This is a genomic window from Paracoccus sp. SCN 68-21 (genome assembly GCF_001724535.1).
Classification (GTDB): domain Bacteria; phylum Pseudomonadota; class Alphaproteobacteria; order Rhodobacterales; family Rhodobacteraceae; genus Paracoccus; species Paracoccus hibiscisoli.
Genome location: NZ_MEES01000001.1, coordinates 114,136 through 131,248, shown reverse-complemented (window position 1 = coordinate 131,248; position 17,113 = coordinate 114,136). Strand labels below are relative to the sequence as shown.

The following is a 17,113-nucleotide window of genomic DNA, read 5'->3' as shown; positions in this document are numbered from 1 at the left end:
TTGATGACCGTTCCGAACGCAAGCACGCCGACACCGCGCGCGCCCGAAACCGGGGGCAGCGTGGTGATTTCGGTTGACGCCATGGGTGGCGATCGCGGCCCCTCGGTCGTTGTCGCCGGCATGGCCGAAAGCGCCGAGAAGAACCCCGAGGTCCGCTTTATCGTCCATGGCGATCAGGCGGTGCTGGAGGGTTTGATCGCGCGCCGCAAGGTGCTGGCGGGTCGTTGCGACATCCGTCACGCGGGTGGCGTCGTCACCATGCATGACAAGCCCAGCCAGATCGTCCGCAAGGGCGAGGGAACGTCGATGTGGTCCGCGCTGGAATCGGTCAAGCGGGGCGAGGCGCAGGTCGCCGTGTCCTGCGGCAATACCGGCGCGCTGATGGCGCTGTCGATGCTGCGCCTGCGCAAGCTGCCGGGCGTGAACCGTCCCGCCATCGCCTGCCTGTGGCCATCGCGCAGCCCGCAGGGGTTCAACATCCTGCTGGATGTGGGCGCCGATATCCGCGCCGATGCCCATGACCTGCTGCAATATGCGCTGATGGGCGCCTCCTATGCCCGCAATGGGCTGGGGCTGGCCATGCCGCGCGTCGGCCTGCTGAATGTGGGCACCGAGGAACACAAGGGCCGGGCCGAGCTGAAGCAGGCCCATGACCTGATCGAGGCCGCAGCCAGCGGCAACTTTACCTATGTCGGCTTTGTCGAGGGGGGCGATCTGCCCTCGGCCCGCGTGGATGTGATCGTGACGGACGGGTTTACCGGCAACGTCGCCTTGAAGACCGGCGAGGGCGTGGCCAAGCTTGTGGGCGATTTCCTCAAGGACGCCTTTTCCAATTCCATCATGTCGAAATTCGCGGCCCTTCTGGCCATGACCTCGCTCAAGCGCCTGCAAAAGCGCATCGACCCGCGCCGCGTCAATGGCGGCATCTTTCTGGGTCTGAACGGGACGGTGGTGAAATCGCACGGCTCCGCCGATGCGACCGGCGTGTCCGCGGCGATCAAGCTGGCCTTCACCCTCGCCGAATCAGGCTTTCAGGACCGCCTTGCCGCCCGCGTGGCCCAGGGCGCCGCAGCATCGGCCAGCGCGGCCGAGACAGGAGCATCCTCGTGACCCGACGTTCGGTCATCCGCGGCACCGGCCATTACCTGCCCGAACGCATCGTCGAGAACAGCTGGTTCGAGGGTCAGCTGGAGACCACCGACGAATGGATCCGCTCGCGCACCGGGATCGAGCGGCGCCATTTCGCGGCCGAGGGTCAGAACACCAGCCATCTGGCGATTCGCGCGGCCCGCGCCGCGCTGGACCGCGCCGGTCTGACCGCCGCCGATATCGACGGAATCGTGCTGGCCACCTCCACCCCCGATTTCACTTTTCCTGCCGTCGCGACCATGGTCCAGGCGGGCCTGGGCATGTCGCGCGGCTTTGCCTATGACGTGCAGGCCGTCTGCGCGGGCTTTGTCTTTGCGCTGGCCAATGCCGATGCGATGATCCAGGCGGGTCAGGCCGACCGCATCCTGGTGATCGGCGCCGAGACGTTCTCGCGCATCATGGACTGGACCGACCGCGGCACCTGCGTGCTGTTCGGCGACGGCGCCGGCGCGGTGATCCTGGAGGCCCAGGAGGGCGCCGGGACCAGCGACGACCGGGGCATCCTGTCCAGCGATCTCAACAGCGACGGCACCTATCGCGACCTGCTTTACGTCGATGGCGGCGTGTCCTCGACCGGGACGGCCGGGCAGCTGCGGATGCAGGGCAACCTGGTCTTCCGCCACGCGGTCGAAAAGCTGGCCAAGACGGCGCATACCGCGCTGGACAAGGCCGGGTTGACCGGGGCCGATGTCGACTGGCTGGTCCCGCATCAGGCCAACATGCGCATCATCACCGCCACCGCGCAGCGCATGCAGCTGCCGATGGAAAAGGTCGTGCTGACCGTGGCCGATCACGGCAACACCTCGGCCGCGTCGATCCCGCTGGCCCTGTCGGTCGCCGATGGCGAGGGGCGGTTCAAACCCGGCCAGCTGATCGTCACCGAGGCGATCGGCGGCGGGCTCAGCTGGGGATCGGTCGTCCTGCGCTGGTGACCCGCTGCGGGCGGCCCTGCCCGCCCGGCATCGACGGCCTGCCACAGCCCCCGGCGCGGTGACAAGTATCGGGCGGGGAACGATTTCCCCGCGGTCTTCGTTGACAGGCACGGGAAATCCGACCATCCTTCCCACATTCAAGAGGATCACCATGGGCGACAAGACCTTGACCCGGATGGATTTGGCCGAAGCGGTATTTCGCGACGTCGGTCTGTCCCGCCACGAATCCGCGCAGCTGGTCGAAAGCGTGCTGGACCACATCTCGGATGCGCTGGTGCGCGGCGAGCAGGTGAAGATATCGTCCTTTGGCACCTTTTCGGTCCGTGACAAGAACGAGCGAATCGGGCGCAACCCCAAGACCGGCGAAGAGGTGCCCATCACCCCGCGCCGGGTGCTGTCCTTCCGGCCCTCGCACCTGATGAAGGATCGCGTGGCAGCCGGCAACAAGCGCTAGGGGCCGCCCGGCGCATGGCAAAGGGCGCAGAGGCCTTTCGGTCCATCGGCGAAGTGGCCGGGATGATCGGCGTGGCGCCCCATGTCCTGCGCTATTGGGAGACGCAGTTCTCTGCGCTCAAACCCATGAAGCGGCCCGATGGCCGACGGTATTACCGCCCCGCCGATGTCGATCTGGCTGCGGGCATCTGCGTGCTGCTGCGCGACGAGGGGCTGACCATCCGCGGCGCCGTGCGCCAGATCGCCGTCGATCGGGGTCAGGCCGTGCGTGCGCGCGGCGCGGCCCTGCTGGCGCGCCGTCATCAGGCCCCGGGCACTGACCAGACCCGCCCCGCCCAGACCCCCACCTGGCTGGCCCGGCTGACCGCCCTGGCCGACCATCTGCAGCGCATGTCGCCTGCCGATGCCCGCTGGCCGGCCGCGCAGCCCACGGCGTTCCGGCTGGCGCGGGCCATGTTGCACCTGTCCTGACAGGTCATTGCGATTTGGCAAAGATTTCCGCTTTCAAGGCCTTGTGCTGGCCTGCCGGATCGCTCTATACGATGCGCGTCGGGCCGTGGCGCAGCCTGGTTAGCGCGTCCGTCTGGGGGGCGGAAGGCCGAGAGTTCGAATCTCTCCGGCCCGACCATTCCGAAAACGCCCATCCTTTTTCAAGGATGGGCGTTTCCCTTATCCCCCACCTGCATCAGGGGTTTCCGACATGAATGGCGTTCTGCCCGACAGCGATATCCGCGGCCTGATCGACCGGGGCGTGATCCGCGCCGATGCCCCCGTGACCGCCGAACAGATCCAGCCCGCCAGCCTGGACCTGCGCCTTGGCACGACCGCCTATCGCCTGCGCGCCAGCTTTCTGGCCGGGCGCGGGCGGCGCATCGCGGACCGGCTGGCCGATTTCCAGATGCACCAGATGGACCTGACCCAAGGTGCGGTGCTGGAACGCGGCTGCGTCTATCTGATTCCGCTGCAGGAGCGAATCGCCCTGCCCGCGGGCATGTCCGCGGTGGCCAATGCCAAATCCTCGACCGGGCGGCTGGACCTGTTGACGCGGCTGGTCACCGATGACGGCACCGAATTCGACCGCCTGCCCGAGGGCTATGACGGCCCGCTTTATGCCGAGATCTGTCCGCGCAGCTTTTCGGTGTTGGTGCGGCCCGGCATGCGCCTGAACCAATTGCGCCTGCGCCGGGGCCAGGCGGTCCTGTCGGACAGCGACCTGACCGCCCTGCACGCAGAGCAGCCGCTGGTGGGCGGCGCGCCGGCGCTGATCGATCAGGGACTGGGGTTTTCGGTCGATCTTCGGCCTGCTGAGGGCGATCTGGTCGGTTATCGCGCGCGGCCGCATAGCGGGGTGATCGACCTGGACCGGATCGGCGCCTATCCCGCCGCCGAATTCTGGGACGAACTGCACAGCACCGAGGGGCGGCTGATTCTGGACCCCGGCGCCTTCTACATTCTGGTCAGCCGCGAATCAGTGGCGATTCCCGCCGATTACGCGGCCGAGATGGCCCCCTATCTGGCGATGGTTGGCGAATTCCGGGTGCATTACGCGGGCTTCTTCGATCCGGGCTTCGGCATCGGCGATGAGGGGCACGGCGCGCGCGGCGTCCTTGAGGTGCGCTGTCACGAGGCGCCGTTCGTGCTGGAACACGGCCAGACCGTCGGCCGCCTGGTCTATGAGCGCATGTCGACCCGTCCCGAGCGCCTGTATGGCGAGGGAATCCGCTCGAATTATCAGGGTCAGGGCCTGAAGCTGGCCAAGCAGTTCCGCTAAAGCGGGCCGGTCTGCCACAGGCGGACCTTCAGCCCGCCATGCGCGACGATGGGTCCGGGCGCCTTCCAGGGCAGGGCGGTGGCCTTGGCCAGCCCCGCCTCGGAGGTGACGATGCCGATACGCCAGCCTTGGAACCGCTCGCGGAAGACCGTGCCCATCTGGCCGTGCAGGCCGAACAGCGGGCCCTTGTTGCCGATCCGCGCGCCATAGGGCGGGTTCACGATCACGATGCCCGGCGGCCCCTCCGGGCGCTGCAGGTCGGTGACCTGACCGGCCTGGAACCGCGTCACGGCAGTCACGCCCGCGCGGGCGGCATTCGCCTCGCTCATGCGGATCGCGCCGGGGTCGCGATCGAACCCCATGAACCGCGCGGGCAGGTCCCGCGCCGCAGGGGCCACGTTCAGCCGCGCAAAGGCGGCCGCGTCGTAATTGGCAAAGCGCTGAAAGGCAAAACCGCGGCTGCGTCCGGGCAGCAGGCCTAGGGCGATCTCCGCCGCCTCCAGCAGGAAGGTGCCCGAACCGCACATCGGGTCCAGCACCGGCTGGCTGCCGTCATAGCCCATCTCGGCCAGGAACATCGCGGCCATGGTCTCGCGCATGGGGGCCTTGGCGACGGCCTCCTTGTGGCCGCGCTTGTGCAGCGATTCGCCAGTCGTATCCAAGCTGAAGGTGACCAGGTCATCCTCGATCCGCGCCTTGACGGTGATCGCGGGGCCGCTGTCCGACGGCTGCGCGAGGGGGGCGCCCAGCTCCTCGGTGATGGCGCGTTCGATGCGCTGCGTGGCGGCGCCGGCGTGATAGATCTTGGATGCGCGGCAGACACTCTCGACCCGGATCGGGATATTCTTGGGCAGCAGGTCGCCCCAGGGGAACTTGCGGGCGCGCTTGTCCAGCTGGGCCAGGTGCATGGCGCGGAAGCCGCCGATGCGGGCCAGGACGCGCGTCGCCCCGCGCAGGCACAGGTTCGCGCGCCACACATCCGTCCAGCCGCCCTGGACGGTCACGCCGCCGGGCTGGATCACGGGCTGCCAGCCAAGCGCCGCGGCCTCGGCGGCCAAGGGCGCTTCAAGACCGGGCGTGGCGACCAGAAAGATATCGAAAGGGGTGTTGTCCATCGCGCAGCCCTAACCCGGGTCGCGCCGAAAGGGTAGGGTCAGCGACGCGTCATGCGGCCCAGGGTGCGCATCTTGCGCGCCATGTCCTGGGTCTGCTTGGTCTGCGCCTTGTCCTGCGGGGTGCGCGGCCCGGCATCGGGCGTCTGGCCCTTGTTACGCGACAGGGTGCTCATGCCCTTGTTGATGCCCCAGTTCATCGCGCGGCGCGCGACGAGGCGGGTGAACATGTTGAACAGCTGGTTCATATTCATCGGCGCGGCCCCTTATTCATCCTCGAACAGATCCTCGGCGGGATCGTCGGTCTCAATATCGGCATCGCTGCCCTCCGCCACAAGGGGCAGACCCAGCCCATCGGCGGTGGGGCGCGACTCCAGCAGGCCCGCCGCCCGCAATTCGGTCAGTCCGGGCAGGTCGCGGGCCGATTCCAGGCCGAAATGGTCCAGGAACGCCTCGGTCACCACATAGGTCGCGGGGCGGCCCGGCGTCATCCGCCTGCGGCCCACGCGCACCCATTCCATCTCGATCAGCTGGTCCAGCGTGCCCCGGCTGAGGGCCACGCCGCGCACCTCCTCGATCTCGGTGCGGGTGACGGGCTGGTGATAGGCGATGATCGCCAGAGTCTCGATCGCGGCGCGCGACAGGCGGCGCGTGTCCACCGTCTCGGTCTGCATCAGGAAGGACAGGTCGGGCGCAGTGCGAAAGGCGTGCCCGTCGCCCACACGTTCCAGCACCACCCCGCGCCCCTGATAGGTCTGGCGCAGCAGGGCCAGCGCCTCGGCGGGGTCGCAGCCATGCGGCATCCGGGCGGCCAGATCGCGCACGGTCAGGGGGGTGGCGGCCGCGAACAGGATCGCCTCGACCATACGGGACTGGGCGTCCAGGGGCGGTGGCGGAAAATCAGTCGTCATGGGGCTTTTGCCGGTAATGGATGGGCGCGAAGGTGTCCGCCTGCCGTATCTCCAGCCGCCCCTGCCGCGCAAGCTCCAGCGCGGCGGCAAAGGTCGCAGCCGTGGCGCTGCGCCGCCGCGCGGGGTCGCCCGACCAGCCGTCGGGCAGAAAGACCGACAGGTCGGTCCAGTCGCCGGTGAACCCGATCATCCGCCGCAGCCGCTCCAGCGCCTGCTCCATCGTGAAGATGTCATGGCGGTCAAAGGCATAGGGCCGGAATTCGTCGCGCGTCTTCAGCCGGGCATAGGCGCGCATCAGGTCGATCAGCCCGGCCTGCCACTGGGTGCGGCGGCTGCGGGCCACGGTCTCGGGCGCGCCGCGGGCAAAGCGGCTCTGGCCAAGGCGGTCGCGGCCCATCAGCTGGGCTGCGGCCTGGCGCATGGCGGCCAGACGCTCCAGCTGAAAGGCCAGATGCGCGGCCATGTCCTGGGCCGATGGCCCCTCGGCCTGGGGGTCGGGCGGCAGCAGCAGCCGCGATTTCAGGAAGGCCAGCCAGGCGGCCATGACCAGATAGTCCGCCGCCAGTTCGATCCGCAGGGCACGGGCCTGTTCGACAAAGGCCAGATACTGTTCGGCCAGATCCAGCACGCGGATCTTCAGCAGGTCCACCTTCTGCGTCCGCGCCAGCGTCAGCAGCAGGTCCAGCGGCCCCTCATAGCCGTCCACGTCGACGATCAGCGCCTCGTCCGCGCGGCGCTGCGCGACCTCGGCGGCGTCGGGAACGGGTTGCAGATAGGGCACCTGTCTGGGCACGAAACCTCCGGTCATCGGCGGGACAAGGGTCCGCGCCCGCGCGCGTCTGTCAAGCGCTCAGCGCCCGCCATTCGGCGGTCAGGGCGGCGATATCGGCGGGGGCGGGCGGCCTGCGGCGGGCCAAGGCCGCGTCCGCACGGCGGCGGGCCTCGGGCGTCATGGCGCCCGCGGCCTGGACCACCGGCTCCATCGCGGCGAGGGTGCCGTTGCAATGCAGCACCAGATCGCAGCCCGCCGCCAGCGACGCGCGCGCCCGCTCGGCCTCGGTCCCGGACAGGGCGTTCATGGTGATGTCATCGGTCATCAGCAGCCCGTCAAAGCCGATCTCCTCCCGGATCAGGCCGATCAGCCGCCGCGATGCCGTCGCGGGCACCGTGTCGAAGGCCGGAAAGCGGATATGTGCGGTCATGCCCATCGGCAGGTCCGCCAGCGCGCGGAAGGGCGCGAAATCGACCGCATCCAGCGTGGCGGGGTCGGCATCGACCGTTGGCAGGTCGTGATGGCTGTCCGATTGCGCGCGGCCATGTCCGGGCATGTGCTTGACCACCGGCAGCACGCCCGCCGCCAGCAGACCCTCCGCCGCAGCCCGACCCAGTTTGGCCACCTGCGCGGGGTCGGTCCCTAGGCAGCGGTTGCGCAGAAACGGATGCGTCGCATCCTGCGCGACGTCCAGCGTGGGCGCACAGTTCGAATCGATGCCGACGGCGCGCAGTTCCTGCCCGATCAGGTGGTAATAGAGCCACATGGCGCGCGGCCCCGCACGCGCCTGATCCAGCGGCGCGGGCCAGTCGGTCCAATGGGGCGCACGCAGGCGCTGGACGCGCCCGCCCTCCTGATCGACGGTGATGACGCAATCGCGGCCCACGGCCTCGCGCAGATCGGCGGTCAGGCGGCGCAGCTGGTCGGGGCTGTCCACGTTGCGCCCGAACAGGATAAAGCCCCAGGGGTCGGCCGCGCAAAAGAACGCGGCCTCGTCCGGGGTCAGCGACAGTCCGGCGATGCCGCCCAGAATCGTGGCATTGGGCACGGTCTCAGCCGCCAAGCGCCAGGCAATCCGTCCCCGACGATTGCAGCGCCGAGCAGAACTGCCGCGCCTCGCTGATCGAGCCAAAGCCCGCCACGCGCAGCCGCCAGAAGGTGCGCCCGTTCGACTGGTGTTCCTGGATGACCGGCGCCTTGCCCGAGAACAGGCTGCCGTTGCGGCCTGCCAGACGCTGCCATTCGCCCTGGGCGATGGCGTTGCTGTCAAAGGCGCCGACCTGCACGACCGGCCCGCTGGCGCTGCTGGCGGCGACGACCGGGGCGGGCGCGGGCGCCGGTTCAGGCGCGCGTTCGGCGGCGGCAGGCGCGGGTGCGGCCGCAGGGGTGGGTGCAGCGGCGGCGACGCGGGTGATGCGCGGACGCGGGGCCGGGCGGGCCGAGGCCATGACGACGCCGGGATTGGCCTCGGCCTGGGCCTGGACCAGCGCCTCGGCGATGGCTGCGGCCTGGGCGGGGACGCCGTTCTCGTCGGTGACGACTTCGGTGACGGGGCCTTCGCTGGCGGGGGCGTCGATGATGGCGGCCTGGTTCACGGCCTCATCGGCCAGCGCGCGTTCGGCGGCGGCGGCGGCCTGAGCCTCGGCCAGGGCGCGGGCCTCACTGTCGGACAGCGGCACGATCGGCTCTCCGGCAAAGGTCAGCGGGGTCTCTGACGGGTTGGCGGGTTCGCGGGCGGTGGCGCCCAAGCGGCCCATCGCCACGTCATCCTCCAGAAGATCCGTGGGCGAGGGCGCGATGGCGACCTGATCGGCGGGCGCCAGCGCCTGCCCCCCCGCGACCGAATTCACCGCCAGGCCGGTATGGTTGGTCAGCTGTCCGCCCGGATTGTCGGCGGTGGTGCGGGCCTCGCCCTCGACTGCGCGGATGACGGGCACGCCCGACACGTCGCGCGACACCAGCTGCCAGCCCCAGGCCATCAGCCCGACCATCAGCCCGACCGAGGCGACCGCGCCCATGTAATGGGTGACGCGGGCCAGCCGCGCGGGCAGGCCATCGTCGCCCGTCGCGCGATCCGCGCCGGAATGACCGGCCGCCAGATGCGGCTGGCCGTTCTGATCGTAGGAGAATTCGCGCTTCACCTTGTGACGCGAGAATACGTAGCCGCCTTCGCGGAAGTCCATCACTGCCATGTTCGCCTGCCCGCCGGTTGTCCCGGATTAACTTTTGCCTGCTCTCAGCCTTCCCCGGCAGCGACGCATTCAGTCAGCGCATTTCTTCCGCCGGAGTGACGCCAAGAATAGCGAGACCGGATGAAATAACAACGCCAACCGCCCGGACCAACGCAATTTTTCCCTGACTTGTGACCGCGTCGCCATCCTGGATGAAGCGCAGCGACGTGTCGTCATTGCCGCGATTCCACAGCGAATGCAGGTCGGATGCCAGCTCATAGAGGAAGAAGGCGATGCGATGGGGCTCATGCGCGCGGGCGGCATGTTCGACCATGCGCGGCCATTCGGCGACCTTGCGGGCCAGCTCCAGCTCGGCCGGGTGGGCCAGCACGGACAGATCGGCCCCCGCCAGGGTCGAATCATCGACCGCGATCCCGGCCTCGGCCGCGCGGCGCAGCACCGAATGCACGCGGGCGCTGGCGTATTGGACATACCAGACCGGGTTGTCCTTGGACTGCTCCAGCACGCGGGCAAAGTCGAAATCCAGCGCCGCGTCGTTCTTGCGGGTCAGCATGATGAAGCGGGTCACATCGGCGCCCGCCTCCTCGACCACGTCGCGCAGGGTCACGAAGGTGCCGGCGCGCTTGGACATCTTGAACGGTTCGCCGTTCTTGAACAGCTTGACCAGCTGGATCAGCTTGACGTCCAGCGGCACGCGGCCATTGGACAGCGCCTTGACCGCCGCGTTCATCCGCTTGACATAGCCGCCGTGATCGGCGCCGAACACGTCGATCAGCTGATCGAAGCCACGGTCGATCTTGTCCCAATGATAGGCGATGTCGGGCGCGAAATAGGTCCAGGCGCCGTCCGATTTCTGGATCGGGCGGTCCACGTCGTCGCCATGCGCGCTGGAGCGGAACAGCAGTTGCTCGCGCGCCTCCCAATCCTCGGGCAGCTTGCCCTTGGGGGGCTCCAGCGTGCCGCGATAGATCAGGCCCTGCGCCTCCAGCCGGGCGATGGCGTCCTCGATCCGGCCGGTGCCGTAAAGCGCCTTTTCGCTGGAATAGACGTCCATCTGCACGCCAAGAATGGCCAGATCGCCGCGGATTTGCTCCATCATCGCCCGCGTGGCGAAATCGCGGATATCCTCCAGCCAGTCGGCCTCGGGACGGTCCAGCAGGCTGTCGCCATACTTGTCCTTCAGCGCCTGCCCGACCGGGATCAGATAATCGCCCGGATACAGCCCCTCGCGGATCTCGGGCTCCAGCCCGTTGGCCTCTCGGTACCGCTCATAGGCGGAGCGGGCCAGCACATCGACCTGCGCGCCGCCATCGTTGACATAGTATTCGCGCGTCACGTCATGGCCGCTGAAATCCAGCAGCCGCGCCAGCGCGTCGCCGAACACCGCGCCGCGCACATGGCCCACATGCATCGGGCCGGTGGGATTGGCGCTGACGAATTCGACGTTGACCTTGATGCCCGCGCCCATGTCGGACCGGCCAAAGCCAGGACCGGACCGCAGCGCGGCGGCGATCACCCCCTGCCAGACATCGGGCGACAGGCGCAGGTTCAGGAAGCCTGGCCCTGCGACCTCGGCCGCGCTGATGCGCGGATCGATCAGGCGGGCGGCCAGTTTGTCGGCGATGTCGCGGGGCTTCATGCTGGCGGGCTTGGCCAGCACCATCGCGGCATTGGTGGCCATGTCGCCATGCGCCGGATCGCGGGGCGGTTCGACCGTGACATTGGCCAGGTCCAGGCCCTGGGGCAGCTCTCCGGCTGCGGCCATCTGTTCCAGCGCCTCGACGACGACGCCGCGCAAATCGGTGAAAAGGTTCATCATGGGCTTCCTGATTGATCCCCGGGGGTTACCCTTTCGGGCCGGGGGAGGTCAACAGAAAGCCCCCCGCCCCGCTGCGGTGACGGCGTGCGCGAATCGGAAAGATTGACGTGGCACGGCATTTGGTCTAGGCGGTTCGGGCCTGCATCCGGCAGGCATCAAGGCGGGGCGTCCGTGATTGCGTCCCAACTTTGCCGCCCTGGCGCCCTTTGGGGCACGCGCGGCATGGAACGCACCGCGCCCCGAACGGGGACGGCTTATTGGAAAGCCCCGAATGACCAAATTCTCTGATCTGAAGCTTGACCCCAAGGTTCTGCAGGCCGTCCTGGAAGCAGGCTACGAGACGCCGACCCCGATCCAGATGGGCGCCATCCCGCCCGCGCTGGAGGGCCGCGACGTCCTTGGGATCGCGCAGACCGGAACCGGCAAGACGGCAGGTTTTGTCCTGCCGATGATCACCCTGCTGGGTCGCGGCCGCGCCCGCGCGCGCATGCCGCGCAGCCTGGTGCTGTGCCCCACGCGCGAACTGGCCGCCCAGGTCGCCGAGAACTTCGACACCTATGCCAAATACACCCGCCTCAACAAGGCGCTGCTGATCGGTGGCGTCAGCTTTGGCGAACAGGACAAGCTGATCGACCGCGGCGTGGACGTGCTGATCGCGACCCCCGGCCGCCTGCTGGACCATGTCGAGCGTGGCAAGCTGCTGCTGACCGGCGTGCAGATCATGGTCGTGGACGAGGCCGACCGCATGCTGGACATGGGTTTCATCCCCGATATCGAGCGGATCTTCCAGCTGACGCCCTTTACCCGCCAGACACTGTTCTTCAGCGCCACGATGGCGCCCGAGATCGAGCGCATCACCAACACCTTCCTGCATTCGCCGGAACGCATCGAGGTCGCCCGCCAGGCCTCGGCCAGCGAGACGATCACGCAGCGCCTGATCCAGCTGACCCCCACCCGCCGCGACATGGCCGCCAAGCAGAAACGCGACCTGCTGCGCGCGCTGGTCGATGCCGAGGGCGATCTGCTGACCAACGCCATCGTCTTCTGCAACCGCAAGACCGACGTGGATATCCTGGCGAAATCGCTGGCCAAGCATGGCTATGACGCGGCCCCCATCCATGGCGACCTGGACCAGAGCCAGCGCACCCGCACGCTGGAATCCTTCCGCGACGGCAAACTGCGCCTGCTGATCGCGTCGGACGTGGCGGCGCGCGGCCTGGACATCCCGGCCGTCAGCCATGTCTTCAACTATGACCTGCCCAGCCATGCCGAAGATTACGTCCACCGCATCGGCCGCACGGGTCGCGCGGGCCGTCTTGGCACCTCGATCAGCATCGCGACGCCGTCGGACGACAAGTATCTGACCGCGATCGAGCAGCTGCTGAAGAAATCGCTGCCCCGCGTCGATGCGCCCGCAGGCTTTGCCGCCTCGGACACCCCCGCCCGCGAGGAGCGCAAGACCGAGGATACCGCCGAGGAGCGCAAGCCCACGTCGCGCAGCCGCAGCCGTCGCCGCGGCGGCAGCACCCCCGCCCCGGAGGCCGCGCCCGTCGAGGCCCCGGTGGCCGAGCAGGTCGCCGCCCCGGTCCAAGCACCTGTTATGGCCGAGGCCCGCCCCGAGCCGAAACCGGCCCAACCCCGCCGCGAGGAGTCGCGTCGCGAAGAGCCCCGCCGCGAGGAACCTCGTCGTGAGGAGCCGCGCCGTGAGGAAGGCCGCCGGGACGAGCGTCGCGGCGATCGTCGCGATGGCCGCCGCGGTCGCGATCAGGACGGTCGCGGATCGCAGGTGATCGGCATGGGCGACCATGTGCCCCAGTTCATGCTGGTCGAGCTGCGCAGCATCGGCCTGTCCGACGACGCCCCGTCCGAGGCCCGGACGCCAGTGGCCGAGGCCCCGGTCTCCGACGCCCCTGCGCCCGAGGCCGCCGAGGCAACCGCCAAGCCCGCCCGCCGCTCTCGCGGACGCGGTCGCGGCAAGGCGCAGGCCGATCAGCCCGTTGACGAGGCCCGGACCGCGCCCGTCGCCGACGCAGCCCCCGCCGAGGTTGCCGAGGCACCCGCCGCCGCAGAGACCCAGCCCGTCGAGGCTCCGGTGACCGAGGAGGCCGCACCGGCCCCCAAGCGTCGCCGCAGCCGCAAGACCGCCGAGGCCGAGGCGCCGACCCCCGACGCCACCGCAGAGGCGGCCCCGAAGCCCAAGCGCACCCGCAGCCGCAAGGCGGCTGAGCCCACCGAGGCACCCACCGCCGACGCCGAGGCCCCCAAGCCGACGCGCCGCCGCAAGGCCGCGACCCCTGTCCCGGATGCCGAGGCCGCCCCGGCCGAGGACAAGCCCAAGCGCACCCGCCGCAAGAAGGCCGATCCCGACACCGCAGCAGCCAAGGACGCTGACGCACAGGCCTGATGCGCGCGGCACGACACCCTGCGACCTGGCTGCCCGATCTGGCCCTTGGCCTGATCGCGGCCCTGTCGTTGGCTCCGTTCGGTCTCTGGGCCGCCACGCCTCTGGCGCTGGCGGCCTTGCTGTGGCGGCTGGCGGAGGCCCCGCCCGCGACCGTCCTGTGGCGCGCGCTGGCCGCAGGCTTCGGCTGGTTCGCGCTGGCTCTGTTCTGGATCACCGAACCCTTCTTGGTCGATGTCGCCCGCCACGGCTGGATGGCGCCCTTTGCGCTGATCCTGATGGCGGCGGGCGGCGCGCTGTTCTGGGCGCTTCCGGCCTGGGCCGCGGCGCGCCTGTCGCAGGGGCCCGTGGCCCGGGCGGCAGCCATCGCGGCGGCGCTGGTCCTGTCGGACTGGCTGCGCGGCTGGATCTTCACCGGCTTTCCCTGGGCGCAGATAGGCCACGGCTGGATCGACACTCCGGTGGCCCAGATCGCCGCCACGACCGGCGCCTTGGGCCTCAGCCTGCTGACGGTGACGATGGCGGCCCTGCCCGTCGCGGCGCGGGCCATGGGGCGCAAAGCGACGCTGGCAGGCGGCCTGGCGGCGATCCTGCTGGGGGCGGGGTGCTGGGCTGTCGGGGCCGCGCGCCTGGCCGCCCCCCTGCCTGCCGACCGCGACCTGATCCTGCGCATCGTCCAGCCCGATGCCACGCAAAGCCTCAAATGGGACCCGGAATGGTCGGCGGTGTTCCTGCGCCGCCTGCTTGACCTGTCAGCCGAGCCGGGACGCCGCGACCTGGTGATCTGGCCCGAGACGGCAGTGAACTTCCTGCTGGAGGAGGCGTCCGAGGTCCTGCCCGTCCTGTCCCAGGCCGCCGACGCGCCCCTGGTCATGGGCATCCAGCGCCGCGAGGGCAGCCGGTTCTACAACAGCCTGGCCACGATCCTGCCCGGCGGCACGGTGGCCGAGGTCTATGACAAGTTCCACCTGGTGCCCTTCGGCGAATACATCCCCTGGGGCGACACGCTGGCGCGGTTCGGCATCGGCGCCTTCGCCGCGCAGCAGGGCAACGGCTATTCGCCGGGACCGGGCCCGGTTGCCATGAGCCTGCCGGGAATGCCCGACTTTCAGCCGCTGATCTGCTACGAGGCGATCTTTCCCCAGCATCTGCGCGCGCTGGACCAGCGCCCGGGATGGCTGCTGCAGGCCACGAACGACGCCTGGTTTGGCACCTTGTCCGGCCCCTACCAGCACCTCGACCAGGCCCGCCTGCGCGCGATCGAGACCGGGCTGCCCCTGGTCCGCGCCGCCAATACAGGGGTCAGCGCGGTGATCGACGCCCGCGGCCAGATCCGCGACAGCCTGCCCCTGAACACAGCCGGCAAGATCGACGCAGCCCTGCCCGGCGCATTGCCGCCAACCCGCTGGCAGGCGTGGGGCAACGCGCCCGTGCTGGCCCTGATCTTACTGATCCTCGGCGCAGCGGTCCGGCGCCGCCCTTCTTCTTCATGAAAATATCCGCGGGGGAGTCGGTGAAACCGACGGGGGCGGCAGCCCCCTCCCCAATCGCGGACAGGCCGCCTCAGTCGCGGATAAAGCGACTGTCCTTGATCTGATCCCAGGCCCAGACCACCTCGGACAGGCGATCCTCGTCCGAGCGGTCGCCGCCGTTCATGTCCGGGTGCAGGTCCTTGACCAGCGACTTGTACTGCTTGCGGATCTCGGCGCGGGTCCAGTGGTCCTTGGCCTCAAGAATGTCCAGCGCGCGGCGTTCGGTGGGCGGCAGCTTGCGGGCGCTGGACTGGGCACGCGATTCCGGCGCGGTGCCGTTCGCGCCCAGGATCTCCAGCGGGTCGCTGACGCCATGGCGGGCCCACTTATCCTCGGCCGCCGCGCGACCGAAGGGCTTGGTGGGGCGTTCCCAGACCGTGGCATTGTCGATGAACTGCTGGAACTCCTCCTCGGACTGGCCCTGGAAATAGTTCCAGTTCGCGTTGTATTCGCGGACATGCTCCTTGCAGAACCAGAAATAGTCATCAAGGTTGCGCGGATTCTTGGGGGCGCGATACTGGCCCGGCTCGTCACAGCCTTCGCGTTCGCAGATGCGGGTCGAGGTTTCGAACGCCCCCGACATGCCGCGCCGCCCCTTGGTCTTGCGCTTCTTGTCCTTGGCGGCGGAAATGTCGAAACCGAACGGGTCGTTCTTGCTCATCCTGGGGCACCTTTGCGACTCAAGGCGGGCAGTTTAGGCTATCTGGCGGGACATGAAACCCCTTGACGGAAAGGATATGCGGATGATCGCGGACCAGATGACCGAACGGCTTGCAACCCTGCAGCCCACGGCCCTGCAGGTGCTGGACGAAAGCGAGGATCATCGCGGCCATTCCGGCTTTCGCGATGGCGGCGAAAGCCATTTCCGCATCGTGATGGCCAGCCCGGCCTTTGTCGGCCTGTCGCGCCTGCAGCGGCATCGTCTGGTCCATGCGACCCTGGGCGACATCGTGCCGCGCATCCACGCGCTGGCGCTGGAGCTGTCGGAAAGCCCGGCCCGTTAGCGCCGTCAGGCTTGCCGCCCCCTGCCCCGCCCCCTAGAAAGCCCCAACCCACAGAGACAAAGGGATGAGGGACATGACCGCGCCGAAGGATTTCAACGACCGAATGCTGTCCCTGGGCCTCGCCCGTGTCAGCGAGGCGGCGGCCCATGCCTCGGCCCGGCTGATCGGGCGCGGCGACGAGAAGGCCGCCGACCAGGCCGCCGTGAACGCCATGCGTGACCAGCTGAACATGCTGGACATCAAGGGCGTCGTCGTCATCGGCGAGGGAGAGCGCGACGAGGCGCCCATGCTGTTCATCGGCGAGGAGGTCGGCACCGGCGACGGCCCGGCCGTGGACATCGCGCTGGACCCGCTGGAGGGGACCACGCTGACCGCAAAGGACATGCCCAACGCGTTGACCGTGATCGCCATGGCGCCGCGCGGCACGCTGCTGCATGCGCCCGACGTCTATATGGACAAGCTGGCCGTGGGGCCGGGTTATCCGGTCAACGTGGTCAGCCTGGACATGCCCCCGGCCGAGCGCGTGCGCGCCTTGGCCGCCGCCCGCGGCTGCGAGGCCAGCGACATCACGGTGTGCATCCTGGAGCGTCCGCGCCATGAGGAGATGATCGCCGAGGTCCGCCAGACCGGCGCCGCGATCCGCCTGATCACCGATGGCGATGTCGCTGGCGTCATCCATTGCGCCGAGGCCGAGCTGACCGGCATCGACATGTACATGGGCTCCGGCGGCGCGCCCGAGGGCGTTCTGGCGGCGGCGGCGCTGAAATGCATGGGCGGGCAGATGTGGGGTCGGCTGCTGTTTCGCAACGACGACGAGAAGGGCCGCGCGCGCAAGGCGGGGATCACGGATCTGGACCGCATCTATGCGCGTGACGACCTGGTCACCGATGATGTCATCTTTGCGGCGACCGGAGTGACTGACGGGTCGATCGTGGCGGGCGTCAAGCGCGAGCCGGGATACCTGACCACCGAGACCATCCTGATGCGGTCCAAGACCGGGTCGGTGCGGCGGATGATCTATCGCAACCCGGTCAAGTGAGATAGAGGGTCCCGTCCCGGGACTCC

Annotated in this window: 16 protein-coding genes, 1 tRNA gene and 1 pseudogene; 10 read left to right on the top strand and 8 right to left on the bottom strand. The window is 69.1% G+C overall.

Features of this window, described 5'->3' with window-relative positions; translation table 11 throughout:
• Nucleotides 1-3 precede the first annotated feature (3 nt).
• From plsX to ABS73_RS00630, 6 genes are all read left to right on the top strand, one after another.
• Nucleotides 4-1,110, top strand: coding sequence for a phosphate acyltransferase PlsX (gene plsX, locus ABS73_RS00655; protein WP_277023011.1), 1,107 nt, complete (start codon nucleotides 4-6; stop codon nucleotides 1,108-1,110).
• Nucleotides 1,107-2,081 (top strand): beta-ketoacyl-ACP synthase III, encoded by a 975-nt coding sequence (locus tag ABS73_RS00650; protein WP_277023008.1) that lies wholly within the window; start codon nucleotides 1,107-1,109, stop codon nucleotides 2,079-2,081. Before plsX ends, ABS73_RS00650 begins: the two co-directional genes overlap by 4 nt.
• A gap of 151 nt (nucleotides 2,082-2,232) precedes the next feature.
• Nucleotides 2,233-2,535, top strand: coding sequence for an integration host factor subunit alpha (gene ihfA, locus ABS73_RS00645; protein ID WP_111299768.1), 303 nt, complete (start codon nucleotides 2,233-2,235; stop codon nucleotides 2,533-2,535).
• 14 nt (nucleotides 2,536-2,549) lie between these two features.
• Nucleotides 2,550-3,005: a MerR family transcriptional regulator gene (locus tag ABS73_RS00640; protein WP_286693374.1), complete on the top strand. Its 456-nt coding sequence runs from the start codon at nucleotides 2,550-2,552 to the stop codon at nucleotides 3,003-3,005.
• A gap of 79 nt (nucleotides 3,006-3,084) precedes the next feature.
• A tRNA-Pro gene (locus ABS73_RS00635) sits at nucleotides 3,085-3,162 on the top strand.
• A gap of 72 nt (nucleotides 3,163-3,234) precedes the next feature.
• Complete coding sequence (locus ABS73_RS00630) at nucleotides 3,235-4,305, top strand: 2'-deoxycytidine 5'-triphosphate deaminase (protein WP_277020909.1); 1,071 nt, start codon at nucleotides 3,235-3,237, stop codon at nucleotides 4,303-4,305.
• Here the strand turns inward: ABS73_RS00630 and ABS73_RS00625 are convergent.
• From ABS73_RS00625 to argS, 7 genes are all read right to left on the bottom strand, one after another.
• Complete coding sequence (locus ABS73_RS00625; RefSeq protein WP_277020912.1) at nucleotides 4,302-5,420, bottom strand: THUMP domain-containing class I SAM-dependent RNA methyltransferase; 1,119 nt, start codon at nucleotides 5,418-5,420, stop codon at nucleotides 4,302-4,304. The two genes, ABS73_RS00630 and ABS73_RS00625, sit on opposite strands and share 4 nt — an antisense overlap.
• A gap of 38 nt (nucleotides 5,421-5,458) precedes the next feature.
• Nucleotides 5,459-5,671 carry a hypothetical protein gene (locus ABS73_RS00620; protein ID WP_277020914.1) on the bottom strand — a complete coding sequence of 71 codons (213 nt, stop codon included), beginning with the start codon at nucleotides 5,669-5,671 and terminating at the stop codon, nucleotides 5,459-5,461.
• 12 nt (nucleotides 5,672-5,683) lie between these two features.
• Nucleotides 5,684-6,328: an SMC-Scp complex subunit ScpB gene (scpB, locus tag ABS73_RS00615; RefSeq protein ID WP_277020917.1), complete on the bottom strand. Its 645-nt coding sequence runs from the start codon at nucleotides 6,326-6,328 to the stop codon at nucleotides 5,684-5,686.
• Nucleotides 6,318-7,121 carry a segregation and condensation protein A gene (locus ABS73_RS00610; RefSeq protein WP_502686042.1) on the bottom strand — a complete coding sequence of 268 codons (804 nt, stop codon included), beginning with the start codon at nucleotides 7,119-7,121 and terminating at the stop codon, nucleotides 6,318-6,320. The genes scpB and ABS73_RS00610 overlap by 11 nt, the downstream gene beginning before the upstream one ends.
• A 49-nt stretch (nucleotides 7,122-7,170) precedes the next feature.
• Nucleotides 7,171-8,148: a beta-N-acetylhexosaminidase gene (gene nagZ / locus ABS73_RS00605; RefSeq protein ID WP_423805174.1), complete on the bottom strand. Its 978-nt coding sequence runs from the start codon at nucleotides 8,146-8,148 to the stop codon at nucleotides 7,171-7,173.
• Nucleotides 8,149-8,152: 4 nt separating this feature from the next.
• Nucleotides 8,153-9,292 carry an SPOR domain-containing protein gene (locus tag ABS73_RS00600; RefSeq protein ID WP_277020922.1) on the bottom strand — a complete coding sequence of 380 codons (1,140 nt, stop codon included), beginning with the start codon at nucleotides 9,290-9,292 and terminating at the stop codon, nucleotides 8,153-8,155.
• Nucleotides 9,293-9,365: 73 nt separating this feature from the next.
• Entirely contained in the window at nucleotides 9,366-11,108 is a 1,743-nt protein-coding gene (gene argS / locus ABS73_RS00595) for an arginine--tRNA ligase (RefSeq protein WP_277020925.1), read from the bottom strand.
• A gap of 274 nt (nucleotides 11,109-11,382) precedes the next feature.
• On the opposite strand from argS, the pseudogene ABS73_RS00590 reads away from it, so the two are divergent.
• Both ABS73_RS00590 and lnt read left to right on the top strand, forming a co-directional pair.
• A pseudogene (locus tag ABS73_RS00590) lies at nucleotides 11,383-13,005 on the top strand (DEAD/DEAH box helicase); the annotation flags it as partial.
• A 509-nt stretch (nucleotides 13,006-13,514) separates the two neighbouring features.
• Nucleotides 13,515-15,005, top strand: a complete 1,491-nt coding sequence (lnt, locus tag ABS73_RS00585; protein WP_277020928.1) for an apolipoprotein N-acyltransferase — start codon at nucleotides 13,515-13,517, stop codon at nucleotides 15,003-15,005.
• Nucleotides 15,006-15,075: 70 nt separating this feature from the next.
• On the opposite strand, the gene ABS73_RS00580 is transcribed toward lnt, so the two are convergent.
• Entirely contained in the window at nucleotides 15,076-15,705 is a 630-nt protein-coding gene (locus ABS73_RS00580) for a J domain-containing protein (protein WP_136856333.1), read from the bottom strand.
• An 82-nt stretch (nucleotides 15,706-15,787) separates the two neighbouring features.
• Here ABS73_RS00580 and ABS73_RS00575 point away from each other — a divergent pair, with 82 nt between their 5' ends.
• Both ABS73_RS00575 and glpX read left to right on the top strand, forming a co-directional pair.
• Nucleotides 15,788-16,048 (top strand): BolA family protein, encoded by a 261-nt coding sequence (locus tag ABS73_RS00575; protein ID WP_277020930.1) that lies wholly within the window; start codon nucleotides 15,788-15,790, stop codon nucleotides 16,046-16,048.
• A 73-nt stretch (nucleotides 16,049-16,121) separates the two neighbouring features.
• A complete protein-coding gene (gene glpX, locus ABS73_RS00570; RefSeq protein WP_277020932.1) occupies nucleotides 16,122-17,087 on the top strand; it encodes a class II fructose-bisphosphatase in 966 nt (321 codons plus the stop codon).
• The last annotated feature ends 26 nt before the right edge of the window (nucleotides 17,088-17,113 follow it).

Excerpts from the sequence above, each read along its gene's own strand:
- plsX (WP_277023011.1), top strand. The coding sequence starts at position 4 with ATGACCGTTCCGAACGCAAGCACGCCGACACCGCGCGCGCCCGAAACC.
- ihfA (WP_111299768.1), top strand. The coding sequence starts at position 2,233 with ATGGGCGACAAGACCTTGACCCGGATGGATTTGGCCGAAGCGGTATTT.
- ABS73_RS00640 (WP_286693374.1), top strand. The coding sequence starts at position 2,550 with ATGGCAAAGGGCGCAGAGGCCTTTCGGTCCATCGGCGAAGTGGCCGGG.
- ABS73_RS00630 (WP_277020909.1), top strand. The coding sequence starts at position 3,235 with ATGAATGGCGTTCTGCCCGACAGCGATATCCGCGGCCTGATCGACCGG.
- ABS73_RS00625 (WP_277020912.1), bottom strand. The coding sequence starts at position 5,420 with ATGGACAACACCCCTTTCGATATCTTTCTGGTCGCCACGCCCGGTCTT.
- ABS73_RS00620 (WP_277020914.1), bottom strand. The coding sequence starts at position 5,671 with ATGAATATGAACCAGCTGTTCAACATGTTCACCCGCCTCGTCGCGCGC.
- scpB (WP_277020917.1), bottom strand. The coding sequence starts at position 6,328 with ATGACGACTGATTTTCCGCCACCGCCCCTGGACGCCCAGTCCCGTATG.
- ABS73_RS00600 (WP_277020922.1), bottom strand. The coding sequence starts at position 9,292 with ATGGCAGTGATGGACTTCCGCGAAGGCGGCTACGTATTCTCGCGTCAC.
- argS (WP_277020925.1), bottom strand. The coding sequence starts at position 11,108 with ATGAACCTTTTCACCGATTTGCGCGGCGTCGTCGTCGAGGCGCTGGAA.
- lnt (WP_277020928.1), top strand. The coding sequence starts at position 13,515 with ATGCGCGCGGCACGACACCCTGCGACCTGGCTGCCCGATCTGGCCCTT.
- ABS73_RS00580 (WP_136856333.1), bottom strand. The coding sequence starts at position 15,705 with ATGAGCAAGAACGACCCGTTCGGTTTCGACATTTCCGCCGCCAAGGAC.
- ABS73_RS00575 (WP_277020930.1), top strand. The coding sequence starts at position 15,788 with ATGATCGCGGACCAGATGACCGAACGGCTTGCAACCCTGCAGCCCACG.
- glpX (WP_277020932.1), top strand. The coding sequence starts at position 16,122 with ATGACCGCGCCGAAGGATTTCAACGACCGAATGCTGTCCCTGGGCCTC.